Annotated in this window: 19 protein-coding genes; 10 read left to right on the plus strand and 9 right to left on the minus strand. The window is 64.1% G+C overall.

Annotation, left to right across the window (positions count from 1 at the left end):
- Positions 1-9 precede the first annotated feature (9 nt).
- Complete coding sequence (locus IPF85_RS27475; protein WP_343411240.1) at positions 10-1,173, minus strand: D-alanyl-D-alanine carboxypeptidase family protein; 1,164 nt, start codon at positions 1,171-1,173, stop codon at positions 10-12.
- A 204-nt stretch (positions 1,174-1,377) separates the two neighbouring features.
- On the minus strand, positions 1,378-1,791 hold the full coding sequence (locus IPF85_RS27480; protein ID WP_343411241.1) for a hypothetical protein: 414 nt from the start codon (positions 1,789-1,791) through the stop codon (positions 1,378-1,380).
- Between the two features lie 529 nt (positions 1,792-2,320).
- On the opposite strand from IPF85_RS27480, the gene hisZ reads away from it, so the two are divergent.
- The 7 genes from hisZ (at position 2,321) to hisC (ending at position 8,265) form a co-directional block, all read left to right on the plus strand.
- Positions 2,321-3,583 carry an ATP phosphoribosyltransferase regulatory subunit gene (gene hisZ, locus IPF85_RS27485; protein WP_343411242.1) on the plus strand — a complete coding sequence of 421 codons (1,263 nt, stop codon included), beginning with the start codon at positions 2,321-2,323 and terminating at the stop codon, positions 3,581-3,583.
- 35 nt (positions 3,584-3,618) lie between these two features.
- On the plus strand, positions 3,619-4,305 hold the full coding sequence (gene hisG / locus IPF85_RS27490) for an ATP phosphoribosyltransferase (RefSeq protein WP_343411286.1): 687 nt from the start codon (positions 3,619-3,621) through the stop codon (positions 4,303-4,305).
- A gap of 70 nt (positions 4,306-4,375) precedes the next feature.
- Positions 4,376-4,813, plus strand: a complete 438-nt coding sequence (locus tag IPF85_RS27495; protein ID WP_343411243.1) for a hypothetical protein — start codon at positions 4,376-4,378, stop codon at positions 4,811-4,813.
- 6 nt (positions 4,814-4,819) lie between these two features.
- The gene (locus IPF85_RS27500) at positions 4,820-5,257 is read left to right on the plus strand and encodes an HNH endonuclease signature motif containing protein (protein WP_343411244.1); all 438 of its coding nucleotides are present in this window, start codon (positions 4,820-4,822) and stop codon (positions 5,255-5,257) included.
- A gap of 16 nt (positions 5,258-5,273) precedes the next feature.
- Positions 5,274-6,620 (plus strand): histidinol dehydrogenase, encoded by a 1,347-nt coding sequence (gene hisD, locus IPF85_RS27505; protein ID WP_343411245.1) that lies wholly within the window; start codon positions 5,274-5,276, stop codon positions 6,618-6,620.
- 2 nt (positions 6,621-6,622) lie between these two features.
- On the plus strand, positions 6,623-7,105 hold the full coding sequence (locus tag IPF85_RS27510) for a GNAT family N-acetyltransferase (protein WP_343411246.1): 483 nt from the start codon (positions 6,623-6,625) through the stop codon (positions 7,103-7,105).
- Positions 7,106-7,131: 26 nt separating this feature from the next.
- A complete protein-coding gene (gene hisC / locus IPF85_RS27515; RefSeq protein ID WP_343411247.1) occupies positions 7,132-8,265 on the plus strand; it encodes a histidinol-phosphate transaminase in 1,134 nt (377 codons plus the stop codon).
- Between the two features lie 44 nt (positions 8,266-8,309).
- On the opposite strand, the gene IPF85_RS27520 is transcribed toward hisC, so the two are convergent.
- Positions 8,310-9,422: an HAD family hydrolase gene (locus tag IPF85_RS27520; RefSeq protein ID WP_343411248.1), complete on the minus strand. Its 1,113-nt coding sequence runs from the start codon at positions 9,420-9,422 to the stop codon at positions 8,310-8,312.
- Between the two features lie 441 nt (positions 9,423-9,863).
- Between IPF85_RS27520 and hisB the strand changes: the two genes are divergently transcribed.
- Positions 9,864-10,454 carry an imidazoleglycerol-phosphate dehydratase HisB gene (hisB, locus tag IPF85_RS27525; RefSeq protein ID WP_343411249.1) on the plus strand — a complete coding sequence of 197 codons (591 nt, stop codon included), beginning with the start codon at positions 9,864-9,866 and terminating at the stop codon, positions 10,452-10,454.
- Between the two features lie 31 nt (positions 10,455-10,485).
- Here hisB and IPF85_RS27530 read toward each other — a convergent pair whose 3' ends face one another.
- The 6 genes from IPF85_RS27530 to argC all read right to left on the minus strand — a co-directional run bounded on the left by IPF85_RS27530 (position 10,486) and on the right by argC (position 16,032).
- Positions 10,486-11,094, minus strand: coding sequence for a LysE family transporter (locus IPF85_RS27530; protein WP_343411250.1), 609 nt, complete (start codon positions 11,092-11,094; stop codon positions 10,486-10,488).
- Between the two features lie 11 nt (positions 11,095-11,105).
- Positions 11,106-12,224, minus strand: coding sequence for a glutamine-hydrolyzing carbamoyl-phosphate synthase small subunit (gene carA / locus IPF85_RS27535; protein ID WP_343411287.1), 1,119 nt, complete (start codon positions 12,222-12,224; stop codon positions 11,106-11,108).
- A gap of 44 nt (positions 12,225-12,268) precedes the next feature.
- Positions 12,269-12,802 carry a GNAT family N-acetyltransferase gene (locus IPF85_RS27540; protein WP_343411251.1) on the minus strand — a complete coding sequence of 178 codons (534 nt, stop codon included), beginning with the start codon at positions 12,800-12,802 and terminating at the stop codon, positions 12,269-12,271.
- A 143-nt stretch (positions 12,803-12,945) separates the two neighbouring features.
- Entirely contained in the window at positions 12,946-14,127 is a 1,182-nt protein-coding gene (locus IPF85_RS27545; RefSeq protein ID WP_343411252.1) for an acetylornithine/succinylornithine family transaminase, read from the minus strand.
- 9 nt (positions 14,128-14,136) lie between these two features.
- A complete protein-coding gene (gene argB, locus IPF85_RS27550; RefSeq protein ID WP_343411253.1) occupies positions 14,137-14,901 on the minus strand; it encodes an acetylglutamate kinase in 765 nt (254 codons plus the stop codon).
- A 105-nt stretch (positions 14,902-15,006) separates the two neighbouring features.
- Positions 15,007-16,032, minus strand: coding sequence for an N-acetyl-gamma-glutamyl-phosphate reductase (argC, locus tag IPF85_RS27555; protein ID WP_343411254.1), 1,026 nt, complete (start codon positions 16,030-16,032; stop codon positions 15,007-15,009).
- Between the two features lie 484 nt (positions 16,033-16,516).
- On the opposite strand from argC, the gene IPF85_RS27560 reads away from it, so the two are divergent.
- On the plus strand, positions 16,517-16,807 hold the full coding sequence (locus IPF85_RS27560) for a hypothetical protein (protein ID WP_343411255.1): 291 nt from the start codon (positions 16,517-16,519) through the stop codon (positions 16,805-16,807).
- 124 nt (positions 16,808-16,931) lie between these two features.
- Entirely contained in the window at positions 16,932-17,450 is a 519-nt protein-coding gene (locus tag IPF85_RS27565; RefSeq protein WP_343411256.1) for an NADH-quinone oxidoreductase subunit B family protein, read from the plus strand.
- Positions 17,451-17,476 lie beyond the last annotated feature (26 nt).

The raw sequence follows: 17,476 nt of genomic DNA on the forward strand, positions 1-17,476 counted from the left end.
TCCCGCTCGTCAGTACGCGCCCCACAGCAGCGGCTGCGTGCCCAGGTCCTGATCACCTTGCAGGAAATGAACCACGCCGGCCGGAGCGCCCGCCTGATCATTGTCATCAGACAGGCGTTCGCGCAGCGGCTGCACCCAGGGACGCTGCCAGCGCGGGATGAAAACCGTGGACGCTGGCCCAGTGGTCAGGAAACGCCATTCGCCCGCGCGGTCGCGTGCCCGGTTGAGCGCGCTGTCTGGCACGCTCAACGTCATCCAGCCATAAAACGACCGGTAATGCGCCAGCAGATCGTTGGCATCCGCGTAGCGCTGCGTGCTGCCCAGAATCACCACAATCGTGCGATGGCCGTCCTGATTCACCGACCCGATCAGACACTCGCCGGCCTCGTCGGTCGTGCCGGTCTTGACCCCATCCGCATGGGCGTCCAGGGTCAACAGCTCGTTGATATTGGTCAGCGCATAGCCGCCGGCGTTGTGGTTGACCGTGGCGACGATGCGCGCAAACACAGGATAGCGCAGCGCGCTGACTGTGAGCTGGTACAGATCACGCGCGCTGGCGTAATGGCCTGGCGCATCGAGACCGTGCGCATTCATGAAATGAGTCTGCGTCAGTCCCAATTCGGACGCCCGGCGATTCATCAGCGCAACGAACGCATCCTCACTGCCGGCGATGTCCAGGGCAATTGTCACCGCCGCGTCATTGGCCGAAACCAACAGCAGCCCATACAGCAGGTCTTCGACCGTGAGGGTTTCGCCGGCCTGCAGGTACATCGAGCTGCCGCCCACGGTCAGGGCTGCCGCGGGCACGGTTGCCACGCGATCCAAGTCGCCGCGCTCCAACGCCAACAGCGCGGTCATAATTTTGGTCGTGCTGGCCATGGGGCGTGGCACATCGGCCTGTTTTGCCATCAGCACCTGGTTCGTATCCACGTCGGCCACCAGCGCAGACTGCGCCTGCACAACCGGCCATTGGGCAGCCTGGCGTATGCTGGAAACCTGGTGCGGGTACAGCCGCAGCGGCGAACGACTGCCATCACGCTGCACCGGTGGACCGGCGGCCACCGACAGCAAAGCCAGCAGGCTGATCAGACAAGGTAGCAAACGGCTCTGACTGACCGTGCGGCCCTTCTGCATCTTGCGACTCTCTTTGAGATGGCTGCTAAATCGCCGCATGACCAACCTTCGGGTTCGTGAAAACGGTGCGTCCCGTGCTTTTGCGCGTTTTCCCGGCAAAACGCGCCATCTCATTCACTTTCAATCCCTGGGTTGCGTGATGGCCGGGCGCAAAAAGAGCACCTCGGTGTCGAATTTACATCGGCCACCCGTCGGTGCCCTCGTGCCTCAAGGAAATATAGACTTGTTTAGCGGGGGGACAACCTACGGCTCATTGACAGCCACGTCGTAGACGCGGACATTATTCAATGTGTTCGTTTCATCGGCCACGCAACCCACTTCGACGCGCAATTGATAGCGTGATCTGAGCGCGCCAGCCAGGTTGCCTTCGAAGCGAATAATGGCCGTTTCACGCCCGGCAATCACCGACGCATATTCAGTATGATCCAGCACCACAGAATCGGCATCATCACTGAGGATGACACGCACGGGCACATCATACTCCGGCGCATCGCCGCGATTTTCGATGACCACCAGCAGTCCGAGACGACCATCGTTCAGGACGGCCTTTTTGGAATCGAACTCGATGGCAGCCACGCGCACATCGCGCAGCCCCGTGGTGTCGGTACGATAATCGGTGTTGGCGTCAACACTCTTCTCAGCTGGGTTCTCTGTCACACGAACACAACTCGTCAATGACAAGAGAAGGCAGCCCAAGCAAAACCATCTGGTAATTTGCATACGATCCATCTTGAGAGATTATCTACCGGACGCGAGGATGGGTGAATTGGGAGAGCGGAGGAAAGGGGTTGAAGTGTTGATCATGAGATCGTCCGCTATTTTCATATCAAGCTCCTGCCCAAGATCATACTGCGGATGGAGAAGTTTGTCAAGTATGCTGAAATCTGGGAACCTATCCCAAAAAGATAGCTTGACCCCTCGCGGGCGTCCTGGCTGGCATGCGGCCCAATGCTGCGGGCTATTGGGATCGGCTCTGAGCTTGTGATTGCTTTGACTTTTGGATGGGCCTATGCTAAACTGCCGTTCATGATGACCTTGCAAGTAGCTGTTGGACGACCGTACACCTTTCGTGGCGACGACCATCATCATCGCAAACCCGGACAGGTTCAGCCGTAACCGCGCCCGCTGGCGCCTGTCCTCAAGACTAGTTCGCTGAACTAGTCTTTTTTATTGTCAAAGCGAGGCTGTGTTGATACCAGGCCAGATACCCTACGGAGTGGGCGATCTTTTCCTTGAGGATGCCGCACACCAGCGCGCCCTGGAAACGCGGCTGCGCCAAACCTTCGCCGGTTGGGCCTACAGCGAGATCATTCCACCGACGCTCGAATATGCCGAGGTCGTTGCCGGGCCGGCCGGCAGCCAGTTGGCGAACACCATGATCCGCTTCGTAGATCGGGACGGCCAGACCCTGGCCCTGCGCCCTGATCTCACCATCCCCACCGCGCGCGCCGTCGGCACCAAGCTGTACGCGGAACCGCTCCCGCTGCGCCTGTTCTACATCGGCAATGTCTTTCGCTACGAAGAACCGCAGGCCGGCCGCCGCCGTGAGTTCAGCCAGGCCGGCTGTGAGCTGATCGGCGCCAGCACGGTCGCGGCCGATGTCGAAGTCCTCAGCCTGACCATCGCCGCGCTGCGCGCCGCCGGCCTGACCGACTTCCAACTGACGATCGGCCACATTGGGTTCTATCACAGCCTGTTGGCCGCGCTCAAGCTGACGCCAGAGGCCACCCTGACGCTGAGCGAGGCCATTGACCGCAAGCGCCAGGGTGATCTGGCGGCCCTCCTGCCCACGCTGCCGCTGACCTTGCCGGCGCGCCGTGCTCTGCAGACCCTGCCGCGCCTGACCGGCGGCGCCGGGGTCTGCGCCCAAGCCCTGGAAATTTGCCTGACCACTGACATGGCGGCCGCGGTTCATCATCTGCAGGCCATCTATGCGCGCCTGGCCGCGGCCGGATTGGCGCCTCACATCAGCCTGGATCTGGGCGAGATCCGGGGCATGGCCTACTACACCGGCATCACCTTCGAAGGCTTCGCGCCGGGCAGCGGCGCGGCCATTTGCAGCGGCGGGCGCTATGACAACTTGATCGGACATTTCGGCCCTGCGCTGCCGGCAGTTGGCAGCGCCCTGGTCGTGGACCGCGTGCTGCGCATTGCCCGTCAACAGCAGGCGCCCGCACACTCCCTGACGCCCGATTGGCTGATGGGCGTCGCACCTGCCGCGGACGTGACCGCACTGCAAGGCTGGATAGCCGCGCGGCGCGCCGCGGGTCAGGTCGTGGATGTGGATGTGCTCGGCCGCAGCGAAGATGCGCTGCGCACGCTGGCGCAGCAGCACGCCATTCCCCGCCTGCTCTGGCTACATGAAGAGGGCATCCATCTCCTGACCGCCAACAGCGCACAGGCCTGGGCGCTCGCCGACTTCTTGGCCGCACCACCGGAGGCGCTATGATGATCGGCGACGGACCGCGTGCCAACAGCCAGGGTATGGCGCTGCCAACTTCCACCTTCGACGCACGGCAGTTGACCATTGCCCTACCCAAAGGGCGCATGCAGCAGCAGGCCCTGGCCCTGCTGGCGCAGATCGGCTATGGTCGCGACGCCGCCGATCCGAACGATGATGATGCGGCCCGGCGCCTGATCATTGCGGGCGCGGCTGGCCGCGTCAGCTACCTGCTGGCCAAGCCAGGCGATGTTCCGATTTATGTCGAGTATGGCGTGGCCGACCTGGGCGTGGTCGGCGAGGATGTGCTGGCTGAGAGCGGCCGCGATGTCTACGAGCCGCTGCGCCTGCCCTTCGGTCATTGCCGGCTGGTGGTGGCCGGTTGGGCCGAGCGCCCCTCGCGACCGCTGCGCCTGGAGTCGAATCCACGCGTCGCCACCAAGTACCCCAACCTGGCACGCGCCTATTTCCAGGGGCGCGGCATTTCGGCCGAGATCATCGCCCTGAGCGGGTCCGTGGAGCTGGCGCCGGTGGTGGGATTGGCCGACCTGATCGTTGACCTGGTGGAAACCGGCAACACCCTGCGCGCGCACGGCCTGGTGGAACTGCGCACCATCCTGGAATCGCAGGCCTGCCTCATCGCCAACCGCGCCAGCTATCGTCTCAAAGCCACCAGCATGACCGACCTGCTCGAACGCCTGCGCAGCGCGATCCAACCGACGGACCTTTGACACGAAATTTGCCATGCGGTGCTATAATTCACTCATGAGATAAGGTAAACAACCTGGTTGAGGTGAAACCATGACCGTTCAATCTATCACTACCCATTCTATCACTCGCCATGCTATCACTCTGCATCTGTCAGACGCCGTCATGCGCCGGGCGACGCAAGCGGCCTCCATGTTGCAAGCGCCGGTTGAGGAGATTCTGGCTTCGATGCTGGCCGTCACTCTTCCAGACACCGATGATGCACCGGTCTCTATACAAACCGAATTGGCGCGAATGACCTGGCTAAGCGATCAGACCTTGTGGCAGATTGCTCATCAATCGCTGCCGATGGAGCAGGCCGCACGCCTGAAAGAACTGTCTGCTCCACAGGCTGAGCACCCGCTGAGTCCCGCAAATCAGGCAGAACTCGATGCATTACGCCAGGAATACGGCCGCTACACCCTGCGCAAAGCACGCGCCTACGCGCTCTTGAGTCTGCGCGGCGGGCGCCCGCTATTGGTCAACCAATAATCTAACATGGCGCATATTCCGAAAACTCTGCGCCGCCGCGTCATGTCCACAGCCAAGTATCGTTGTGGCTATTGTCTGACTTCTCAATTGCTCAGCGGCGCGCAAATGCATATCGAACATATTATCGCTCAATCTCAAGGCGGTACGTCTGACGAAGCAAACCTTTGGCTCTCATGTGCCTGGTGCAACAGCTACAAGGGAGCGCAGGTAACCGGTGCTGATCCGGCAACAGGCGCCATCATTGCGCTTTTCAACCCGCGTACACAATCATGGCATGACCATTTTGCCTGGAGCGATGACGGCCTGTACATTGTCGGTACAAGCGCAACTGGCCGTGCAACTGTCGAAGCCCTACGCCTGAACAACGAGTTCATTGTACCTGCACGCCGTCAGTGGAAACTTGCCGGCTGGCATCCGCCGTTGGACGAAGAAACAAAACACTGAAAAACCTAGCGGAACCATGACAAGATCACTCATTCCAATCATTACCGACATTGGGCAGGCCCGACAGACGGTGCTGCGGCGGGCGGCCTGGGATGACCAGGAAGTGCCCGATGTCGTGCGCGCCGGCATCCGGCGGCGCTTTGGCGAGGAGCTGACGCCCGCGGCGGCCGTGGCCCGTGTCTTGAGCGATGTGCGTCGCCGCGGCGAGACGGCCGCGCTGGAATGGACGCAGCGCATTGACGGCGTTACCCTGGCGTCGTTGACGGTGAGCCGGGCGGAGCAGCAAGCCGCCCTGGCACGCCTGCCGGCCGCCCTGGTCGAGGCGCTGCAACTGGCAAAAGAACGGATCGAAGCCTTTCACCGCAAACAACCGATGGATTCCTGGGTGGACGCGGGCGCGGATGGCGTCCTGGGCCAACTCGTGCGGCCGCTCGACGCGGTGGGCGTCTATGTGCCAGGCGGCACCGCGCCGCTGCCCTCGTCGCTGTTGATGGCGGCCGTGCCCGCGCGCGTGGCCGGCGTGACGCGCATCGTCGCCGTCACTCCGCCCGACCGCGCCAGCGGCCGCGTGCCCGACGTGATCCTGGCCGCGGCCGCGCTGGCCGGCGTGGATGAGCTGTGGGCCGTGGGCGGCGCGCAGGCCATCGGCCTGCTGGCCTACGGCGGCGCCACCCTGAAGGCGGTGGACAAGATCGTCGGCCCCGGCGGGCTGTTCGTCACCCTGGCCAAGCGCCAGGTCTACGGCGCGGTGGGCATTGACGGTATCCCCGGTCCCACGGAGACGATGGTCATTGCCGACGCCCACGCGCGCCCTGCGCTGGTCGCGGCCGATCTGCTGGCGCAGGCCGAACATGATGTGCTGGCCTCGGCCATCCTGCTGACCCCGTCGGTGGAACTGGCCAGCCAGGTGCAGATCGAAATTGGTCGCCAACTCGAAGATCTGAGCCGGGCCGACATCATCGCGCAATCGCTCAGCGACCGCGGCGGCATCGTCATCACCGCCAGCCTGGCGCAGGCCGTGGAGTTGGCGAACGCGTACGCGCCGGAGCACCTTTGCCTGCTGGTGGCCGATCCATGGGCGCTGGTAGGCCAGGTGCGCCACGCGGGCGGCATTTTCCTGGGTGAAGGCTCGTTCGAAGTGCTGGGCGATTACGTGGCCGGGCCTAGCCACATCATGCCCACGGAAGGCTCCGCCCGCTTCGCCTCGCCGCTGAGCGTGGCCGATTTCGTCAAGCGCATCAGCCTGATCGGGCTGTCGTTGCCGGCCGGTCAACGGCTGAGCGCGGCCGCAGCCATACTGGCCGAGGCGGAAGGGCTGAGCGCACACGCGGCCGCGGCCAGGCAACGCATGAAGGGAGACTGATGATGGATTATCCGAATTACGTACCCGCGGATCCGCCCGACGCGGCGCTGCTGCTGACGCTCAACCAGGCGCTCTTCGCCGAAGATGGTTTGACCGCCTTCCCGCTGGCCGACCGTCAGCGCGCCATCGAGATGCTGCTTGAGGAGCCTGAGCGCTGGGGCGAAGTCTGGCTGATTCGGGACGGCGAGACCGTCGTTGGCTACACCATCCTGACCTGGGGTTTCACGGTGGAGTTGGGCGGCCCCTTCCTCCTGATTGATGAGCTTTATCTGCGGCCTTCGCACCGCGGGCGGGGCTGGGGCAGCACAACGCTCGATTTCATCAGCGACCGGGCGCGCTTTCATCGCGGCGTGGCGCTTCAGCTCGAAGTGGAACACCACAACGCCCAGGCCCGTGCGCTGTACGAGCGTAACGGATTCCAGCCGCACGCCACGCGCACCACGATGGAACTGCGCCTGGATGACGATTCAACGGCTGCGTTCTGAGCCGGCGCCGTGACGCGGAGAGAAGCATGGAAATTACTCAACCGTCCGGCTCGCGCCCTGGCCAGGCTGCGCACAGCTTCGAGCACCTGCTGCGGCCCGATGTGGCGGGACTTGAGGAGTACACGCCCATCCTGCCCTTCGAGGTGCTGAGCGAGCAGTTGGGCCGCCGGCCCGAGGAGATCGTCAAGCTGGACGCCAACGAAAACCCGTATGGCCCCGCGCCGGCTGTGCGCGAGGCGTTGACGGCCTTTCCGTTCTACCACATCTACCCGGATCCGGAGCAGCGTCACCTGCGCGCGGCGCTGAGCGCGTATGTGGGCGCGCCGGCCGAGATGATCCTGGCTGGGCATGGCGCGGATGAGCTGCTGGACTACCTGTGCCGCATTTTTCTGCGCCCCGGCGACGCGATCATCAACTGCCCGCCCACCTTCGGCATGTACAGTTTCGATGCGCAGCTCAGCAGCGGCCGCGTGGTGGAGGTGTGGCGCCGGCCCGACTTCAGCCTGGATGTGGCGGGCATCGAACAGGCCGCGGCCGGCCAGGGCGTCAAACTGCTCTTCCTGACCAGCCCCAACAACCCGGACGGCAGCCTGCTTGATCCGGCCGATCTGCGCCGCCTGCTGCGCCTGCCGCTGATTGTGATCCTGGATGAGGCCTACATTGAATTTGCCGGGCTGGAGCACTCGGCGGTCTCATGGGTGGCCGGCCATGACAACCTGGTGGTCCTGCGCACCTTCAGCAAATGGGCCGGCATCGCGGGGCTGCGCCTGGGCTATGGCATTTTTCCGGTCTGGATCCTGCGCCACCTGTGGAAATTCAAGCAGCCCTACAACGTCAATGTGGCCGCCACCGTGGCCGGGCTGGCCGCGCTGGCGCACCGGGCCGACCTCGCGCCGACCATCGCCGCGCTGATTGCAGAGCGTCAGCGCTTGCAGGTGGAACTGGCGCGCTTCCCCTTCTTGCAGCCCTACCCCAGTCAGGCCAATTTCGTGCTGTGCCGGGTGCAGGGTCGTGAGGCCACGGCGCTCAAACTGGCGTTGGCGCAGGCGGGCGTGCTGGTGCGCCACTATGCCAAGCCAGGCCTGGAGAACTGCATCCGCGTCAGCGCCGGTCGGCCCGCGGACACTGACGCGCTGCTGGCCGCGCTGGCCGGCGTTTGACGGTCCCGGCGCATGGCGCCAACGATGCAAGCCGGAGGCTGGCGTTACGGTGACGGCGCTGTCGGCGGCAGAGTTTGCTTCTCTCGTCCAACGTCGTCCGGCCAGGAGGCCGGACCTACGGGAACGATTGTCGCGCCGGTTCGCAGGTCGTCCACCGAGCGCACGGTGAAATCTGCGCCGGCCGCCAGCAGGTGGGCGGCCAGGGCCTCGCCACCCGTGACGCTGATGCCGATGGCGAGGAAAGAGCGTTCCTTGCGCGCACGTTGTGCGGCCAGCATGTCGTCCGGCGTATCGCCCAGGTAAGCGGCCGCCAGGGAACCGCCGGGATCGAGTTGCGCGCTGGCAGCGAGCAGCGGCCAGGGGGACGGTTTGCCCAGGCGAGCGGGCGCGCCGGCGGCCGCGGCGGCCGCCTCGGCCGCAACCACATCGTCATGCGTGACGCAGACCTCGAAGAAAGAGGCCAGACCCAGCCGGTGCAGCGCGTAGGCGGCTTCGGCACGCGGACGGCCGGTGGCAATGCCCAGGCGATGATCGCGCGCCAGCGCGGCCAGCGTCGCGGGGCTGACCAGCGGCGTTTCCGTCTCAACCAGACCGGCTGTGCGTCGGAAACGGGGCGCGACCGCAAAAAAGTGTGTGAACAGCGTCGGGCCGAAATAAATTTCCTGGAACAGGCGCAGGACGAGGTTGGTTGTCGTCAGGTCGCCGGCGTAGAACACCAGGTGTTGATTGCGGGCGCCCATGACCTGGCGCAGGCCAGGCAGTCCGCCGCCGGCCTGGCGCACCGGGCCAGTCAGGGAATCGAGGCGGTCAGCGGCTGCTTGCAGATGTGCGGCGGCGTTGACTGGAATCGGGATTTGCGCCAGATGGGCCAGGATGGCGTCCAGGTCAGGCAGGGGTGCAGGCGGCTCGGCCAGCGGCGGCAGTTGCGCCAGAAAGTAGCCAATGAGGCCGGCGGTCAAGTCCCAATCGTTGTTGAAGCCGCCCATCAGCTTGCAGGTTTCAACCAGGGCCGGCGTCACCAGACCCGGCGGCAAGTTCAGGCCCAGGCAGTCGCCCAGGTAAAATTGCACGGTTTGGATCACGACGGCGCGATAGGAAGAACGGACGTCCACCAGAACGCCGTCCATGTCGAAGATCAAAAGTGGTGGTAATGGCATAGGGGTAGTGTAATCGCGAAAGTACAAAGTGCAAAGTGCAGAGGGCAAAGCGCAGAGGGCAAAGCGCAGAGGGCAAAGCGCAGAGGGCAAAGCGCAGAGGGCAAAGCGCAGAGGGCAAAGCGCAGAGGGCAAAGCGCAGAGGGCAAAGCGCAGAGGGCAAAGCGCAGAGGGCAAAGCGCAGAGGGCAAAGCGCAGAGGGCAAAGCGCAAAGGCGCAGAGTGCAAGGCGCAGAGTGCAGAGTGCAGGGCGCACGTGAGGACGCCGAACACAGAACGTTGAAGGATCGCCAGCAAGACGGCGTGAACGCCAAGTCACGGTTCGCCTCGATGTTTTGCACTTTGTATTTTGTACTTTGCACTAACTTTTGAGCGCCAGGTCGCGAAGCACGACGATGCTTTGCACTTTACACTTTGTATTTTGCACTTCCTAAGGGAGGTATTCATGCGGACAGGTGAAATCAAGCGCAGGACGAACGAGACGGACGTTGCCTTGAAATTGGAGGTGGACGGCCAGGGTCATTTTGCGGGGCAGACGGGCGTCGGCTTTCTCGATCACATGCTGGCGCTTTTCGCGGGGCACGGGCTGTTCGATCTGACGGTTACGGCGCAGGGTGATCTGCAGGTGGATGAGCATCACACGGTGGAGGATGTTGGCATCTGCCTGGGCAAGGCGCTCGACCAGGCGCTGGGCGATCGGCAGGGGTTGGTGCGCACGGCGCACAGCTTTGTGCCGATGGATGAGGCGCTCGGTTTTGTGGCGATTGACCTGGGGGGGCGCCCCTACTGCGTGGTAGACGCAACCTGGCACACGCCGCGGGTGGGGCAACTGGGCACCGACCTGATCCCCCATTTCTTCGAATCAGTGGCGATTCACGGCCGCTTGAACCTGCACGCCCGCGTGCTCTATGGCCGCAACGATCATCACCAGGTGGAGGCGCTGTTCAAGGCCTTTGGCCGCGCCCTCGACGCAGCCACCCAACTCGACCCGCGGCGGCAGGGGGTGCCGTCAACTAAAGGCACGTTGAGCGCGTGATTTCCGTAGGCCCCCAGAGATGGGGTACACGTCAGCCAAGCCCACGATAAACCTGAAGCAAACCAAAGGCCAAGAGCGCCAGCGCGGAGATGCCGAGAAGGGTACGGTTGATTTGCGGGCCGAGCGGTCGCGCCAGGCCGAAAAGCAGGGTGATTCCCGCCAGCGCGCCAACCAGGGTTGCGTAGAATCCGAACAGGAAGGCAGCACCTGAGATGGGCGCTTCCTGCCAGCCGCTGAGCAGGATGGGGCCGGTGACGAGGCTCCAGTAGATGTACGGGCCGGGGTTGAGCGCGTTCATCAAGGCGGCGTGCCACACGCTCTGCCGCTGGCTGGGGCCAACCCGCTGCCAGCGCGAGGCGTCGAACGAACGCCAGGCCCGCCAGGCGCCCCAGGCCAGGTAGAGGATGAAAAGTCCACCGGCCAGGTAGAGGCCGCGCTGCAGCCAGGCCGGGACGCGGCTGAGCAGCAAGAGCACCAACAGGATGATGGGGCCGTCGCTGATGAGCGGGGCAAAGGCCGCGGGCAGCGTACGCCGCCAGCCATTTTGCATGGTCTGCGACAGCAGGTAGGCCTGGAACGGCCCGGGCTGCGCCGCGGCGGCCAGCCCGAAACCGATGCCCTGAAGCAGATAGAGCCACATGCCGGGCACCGCTAGTGCGCCAGCGCGGTCACGAAGCGGGCGAACAGTTCATCCGCATCGTGCGGGCCGGGGCTGGCTTCGGGGTGATACTGCACCGAAAAAACGGGACGATCCTTGAGGCGCAGCCCCTCAACCGTGCCGTCGTTCAGATTCCAGTGCGTGACTTCGACCTCAGGGGGCAAGCTGTCCGGGGCCACCGCGTAGTTATGATTCTGACTGGTGATCTGCACCCGGCCGCTGACCAGGTCCTTGACCGGCTGATTGCCGCCGTGGTGCCCGAACTTGAGCTTGTAGGTGCGGCCGCCCAACGCCAAACCCAGAATCTGGTGCCCCAGGCAGATGCCGAAGAGCGGGATGTCGGTTGTCAGGAAGCGCCTGACCGCCGCTGCCGCATAGGTCACGGCCGCGGGGTCGCCCGGCCCGTTGGAGAGGAAAATGCCGGTCGGCGCCAGCGCCAGCACCTCGTCGGCCGGCGTATCAGCCGGAACCACCACCACGCGGCAGCCGTAGCTGGTGAGGCGGCGCAGGATGTTCCATTTGCTGCCAAAGTCGTATGCCACGACCAGCGGCGCGCCAACCGCGACCGCATGCGCCTGGGCAAGCTCCCAGGCCGGCGCGGCGCCTTCTTCCCAGGTGTGCGGATGAGCGCAGGTCACCTCTTTGACCAGGTCGCGGCCATCCAGCCCGGCCCAACGCTGCGCCAGTTCCACCAGACGCGCCGCGGGCGTTCCGTCGGTGGCAAGCGCGCCCTTCAGCACCCCGGCCGTGCGCAGGTGACGGGTGAGGCTGCGCGTGTCAATTTCGCTGATGCCGGGAATGCCGTGGCGCGCCAGGTAGGCCGGCAGCGATTCGGTGGCGCGCCAGTTCGATACCAGCGGGCTGATTTCGCGCACGATGAAGCCCTGCACCCACGGCCGGCTCGATTCGACATCCTCCGCGTTGACCCCCACATTGCCGATGTGCGAGGCGGTCATCACGACCATCTGCCCGTGGTACGACGGGTCCGTCAGCACCTCCTGGTAGCCGGTCATGCTCGTGTTGAAAACCACCTCGGCCACGGCCGTGGCGACGGCGCCGAAGCCCTCACCGTGCAGAATCGTTCCATCTTCCAGGGCCAGTATGGCTTTCATAGCTTTCATAGCTTTCATCCTTTCCGTCGGGGCATAACCGGTGCTCAGAAGAATTTCACATTGACCGGCGCCAAGATCAGACGCTTGAGCAGGCCATTGCGGGCCGCCGGGGCTGTGATCACCGGCGCGGCCGCTATTTCGGGCAACGTCAGCAGCATGGCCACTTCGTCGCAGCGATGGAATTTCGGGCAGTAGATGCACTCCTGCCACACCTTGGGCGAGATGCTCCAGCGGTCCACGGCCTCGAAGCCCAAGCGCTCGAAGAAGCGCGGGCGCAGGGTCAGCGCGCAGACCTGGCGAAAACCGCGCGCCAGCGCCAGATCGAGCAGCTTGCCCACCAACAGGCCGCCCAGGCCGTTGCCGTGCTGGCTGGCGTCCACCGCCAGCGAGCGCACCTCCGCCAGGTCAGCCGCCAGCGCGGCCAGTGAACCGCAGCCCACCACCCGCTCGCCCGCGCCATCCGGCCCGACGGTTATCTCAACCGCCACCAGGAAATCAGGCAGAGCGCGCAAAATCTGCGCGGCGCTGCGCGGCAGCATCAGGTTCTGCGCGGCAAACTGCTCGACCAACGCGGACATTGCGGCCGCATCTGCGGCCTGCGCCGGCCGTATGGCCATTCTAACCCCGAATGAATTCGGGGCTAATGGGCGTTCCGCCGCCAGGTCGGCCTGCGCCGACCGATCTCCGCCGAATGAATTCGGGACGAAGGGGCGTTCCGCCGCTACCATGTCTTCAGAATCGCGTCCAGGCGCTCGACCACGGTGTCTAGCTCGGCGTCGGTGATGACCAGCGGCGGCGCCAGACGCAGCACATCCGGCCCGGCGTTGACCAGCACCAGGCCGTGCGCGAAACCGGCCTTGACGACATCGCCGGCCGGGATGTCGAGCTGCAAGCCGAGCAAAAGGCCCCGGCCGCGCACATCCAGCACGTGCGGCGAGTTGATCTCCTCCAGCCGCTCCTTGAGAACCTCACCCTTGCGCCGCACCTCGGCCAGGAAGGCCGGTTGACTGATGCGGCGCACCACCGCCTCGGCCACGGTCGCCACGAACGGCCCGCCGGCAAAGGTGCTGGCATGATCGCCCACGGCCATCACGTCCGCCACGCGCTGGGTCATCAGGATCGCGCCCATGGGCAGGCCGCCAGCCAACGGCTTGGCGCTGGTCAGCAGGTCGGGCGCCACGCCGCTGTCATGCCAGGCCCACAGCGTGCCGGTGCGGCCCAATCCGCACTGCACCTCGTCGAAGATCAGCAGCGCATCGTGCGCGTTGCATAGGTCACGCAGTCCTTGCAGGAATTCAGGCGTCGCGGAATGAATGCCGCCCTCCCCTTGCAGCGGCTCCACGATCACCGCGCACACGTCATCCTGAATGGCCGCGGCCGCGCTGGCAAGGTTGTTGAACTCGGCCACGCGCACGCCGGGCATCAGCGGCTCGAAGGCCTGCTGATACTTGGGGCGGGGCGTGGCGGCCAATGAGCCGAACAGGCGGCCGTGGAACGCGTTGCTGAAGGAGACGATGTGAAACTTGCCCTCGCCATGCCGCGTGCGCGCAACCTTGCGGGCAAACTTGAACGCGCCTTCGTTGGCGCTGGCGCCGCACAGGCTGAAATGCACGCGCTGCGCAAAACCACTGGTTTCGACCAACAGCTTCGCCAGGCGTGCGACCGGCGCGGTGTGATACAGGTTGCTGACATGCCACAGCCCGCCCGCGGCCTGCTGCGCCACCGCGGTCAGTTCCGGGTCCGCATAGCCCAGCGCGTTGACCGCAATGCCCGCCACGCAGTCCAGGTACGCGTTGCCGCGGCTGTCGTAGAGCGTGGAGCCTTGTCCGCCCGTGAAAACGATGTCGGGCCGGGCATAAACCTGCAACAAATAATCGTGTTCGGTCTGAATGATGTCGTCCATGAAACCCCCTCATTTCACAATCGCGGTGCCGCCGGTCCGGGCCAGGCCATCCAGGTCGGTGATGACGGCCTGATAGACGCCGGCGACGACGGCTTCGGCGGCGCTGCGCACTTTGGGGATCATGCCGCCGGTGATGATGCCTTCGCCAATCATTTCCTCGACCTGACCGATGGTCAACACCCGCACGACACGTCCGGCCACCAGTACGCCGGGCACGTTGGTCACGAAGACCAGCCGGCTGGCCTGCAGGCCGTGCGCCAGCGCCGCCGCCACATGATCCGCGTTGACGTTGTAGGTCTGGCCGTCTTCGCCCAGGGAAACTGGAGAAATGACCGGCACGAAGCCCTGGGCCAGCAGGCGCTGCAGGGGCGCGACGCGCACGGCCGTCACCTTGCCCACGTAGCCCAAGTCCAGGCCGTCCGGCTGCCAGCGCGTCACCTGCACCAGGCCCGCATCCACGCCGGTCAGGCCGATGGCCTCGACCCCGCGGTTGACCAGCCAGCGCACGACGCGCGTGTTGACCAGGCCGCTCAGCACCATTTCCACCAGGCGCAGACTCTCCGCGCTGGTCACGCGCACCCCCTGCACCATCTCGAACGGCACCTGCAGGCGCTGATGCAGGTCTGCAATCTCCTTGCCGCCGCCATGCACGATCACCGGCTGGCAGTCCGCCTGCACCGCTTGCACCGCGGCGACGAACCGGCCCAGGAACGCCGCATCGTCAATCTCATTGCCGCCGATCTTGATGACCACCACCGGCTTTTGTGTACTCATGAGCCGCCCCTCTCCCAAAAAAGTTCGAACACTGAACGGCCAGTGCAAAGTGCAAAATACAAAGCATATCGGCGCACTTTGCACTTTGTATTCTGCACTTTGCACTTACAGTAGCGCCGTTGTCTCCGGCAGGCCCCACATGGCATTCATGTTTTGCACCGCCTGGCCGCTGGCGCCCTTGAGCAGGTTGTCAATACTGCTGGTCACAATCAGCAGATTGTCGGCCTGCGGGCTGAGGCCAAGCGCGCAGCGGTTGCTGTTGACGGTGTGGCGCAGGGTCGCCACCTGGTTCAAGCCCAGCAGGTGGATGAACGGCTCGCCCTGGTACGTGTCGCGATAAAGGCCGAGCAGCGCCTCGCCGCTGATCTTTTCCGGCAGTTCCACGTACATCGTGCTCAGAATGCCTCGATTGACCGGCAGCAGGTGCGGCGAAAAGATCACCTGGAACGCGGCCGCAGCCGGGCGAGCTTGCACCGTCAGTTGCTCCTCCATTTCGGGCAGATGGCGATGCTGGCGGCCGATGCTGTAGGGCGCAAAATTCTCGTTGGCTTCCACAAAATGGCTGCTCAAGCGCAGCCCGCGTCCCGCGCCGCTGACGCCCGACTTGCAGTCCGCGATCACCCGCCCGGTCAACAGGCCCGCGCGCGCCAGGGGTGCGAGGGCCAGGATCACGCTGGTAGGATAACAGCCGGGATTGGCGACCAGTCGCGCCGCGGCCACCGCGTCCCGGTAGAGTTCCGGCAGGCCGTAGACCGCCTCGGCCAGGAGCTGCGCCTGGGTGTGGGGATGGGCGTACCAGCGCTGGTACACGGCCGCGTCCTGCAGGCGAAAATCGGCGCTCAGGTCAATGGCCTTGACGCCCGCGGCAATCACCTGCGCCACCGCCTCCATCGAAGCCGCGTGGGGCAGGCACAAGAACACCACATCCACCTCGTCGAGTCGCTGGCGCAGCGCCTGCTCCAGCGGCAGCAGTTCATCGTCCCACGGGCAGGGGAAGACGCTGCTCAGGCGGCCGCCCGCGCTCGACTCCGACGTCAGCCACGCCAACTGCACCTGCGGATGGCGGCGCAAAATCTGCACCAACTCGTATCCTGTATAGCCGGTCGCACCGGCAATGCCCACTCGAATCATCCTGGCCTTGTCCTTACGCTCACTCGCTTGTCATACCCCTGGTTTTGGGCAACAAAAAAGCTCTCCGCCTGGAGAGCTCTCGTTTGACCGTGACACACTGTTGATCCCCACCCTGGGAGTGGCCCAAAACGCGCTGACCCAGACTTTAACGTCCGGCTACAACCTCTGTGGGCTCCTAGGGGAGGGAATCTGAAGCATCATGCGCGTCTCAATCCTTTGCTCGATTTGCCTGCATCGCCCTTGCGTTTTGCAGTGAGTCAAGTTTAGCACAGGTATACCCGCTTGTCAATTGCGAAAACTGCCCTATGCTCCCGGCAGTCGGCGTCAGTTGACAACCGATTAGGATGAGAGTAGACTGCGGGCAGTGACGGGGACATGATTCGAGTTGCATTCTCGGATACAGCAGGCAACTCGGTTGACGGTTGACCGTGTCAATGCAGACCTGTCACAGCGGAGGAGTCGAGAGGAGTCGAGAGAAATCAAAATGAAGTGGCAAGAGATTCGTGATTACTACCCACATCAGTGGCTGCTCGTCGAAGCGATCAAGGCTCATTCAGAGGCAAATAGGCGCATCTTGGACCAGTTGGCGGTTATCAGCGCGTTTCCTGATTCGCCAGCAGCGCTGCGAAGCTATCTCCAACTGCATCGTGAAGCCCCACAGCGCGAGTTGTATGTCTTCCATACCAATCGGGCCGTACTTGATATCCCAGAACGTCACTGGCTTGGAATTCGGAGAGCGGTTGAGTTTTTTGATCCAAGTTGGAGCAGTCATTGATCTTGTGCAGCTAGAGGTGCGGTTATCAGCTTGACACAATCAAATCTGTACATAGAATGCAACAATCACCTGATTGACACCCGTTCCATGTTGGAACAGTTGGGAGAAGAGGCGTAAGTCAGTCATGCCCAGTCTTTTTCGTAAGATCTTTCAGACAGGAATCGTCACGGAGCCGCTTGGCCCTGATGCAGACGAAGTCGTGCAATTGGTCAAGGCCGTCAGCGTCCAGGCGCAGCGGCTGTTCGGCCGTGCGCTGGCGGTGCGCGAGGTGGATGCCGGCTCGTGCAACGGCTGCGAAATCGAAATCAGCGGCCTGACCAGTCCGGTGTATGACAGCGAGCGCTTTGGGATTCACTTCGTGGCCTCTCCGCGCCACGCCGACCTGCTGCTGGTCACGGGTCCGGTCACCCGCAACATGGAAGTGCCCCTGCGCAAGACCTACGAGGCCACGCCTGACCCCAAGCTGGTCGTGGCCGTGGGCGACTGCAGCCAGACCTGCGGCGTCTTTGCCGGCAGCTACGCGGTGACCGGCAGCGTGGACCAGGTGATCCCTGTGAATGTCTTCGTGCCCGGTTGTCCGCCCGAACCCGCCGACATCCTGGCCGGCATCTTGACCGCGCTGAACCGGATGCCGCCGCGTTGATTTCTACCTCTCACTCCTTGGGCAAA

Source organism: Candidatus Amarolinea dominans, assembly GCF_016704685.1.
In the GTDB taxonomy this organism is placed as follows: domain Bacteria; phylum Chloroflexota; class Anaerolineae; order SSC4; family Amarolineaceae; genus Amarolinea; species Amarolinea dominans.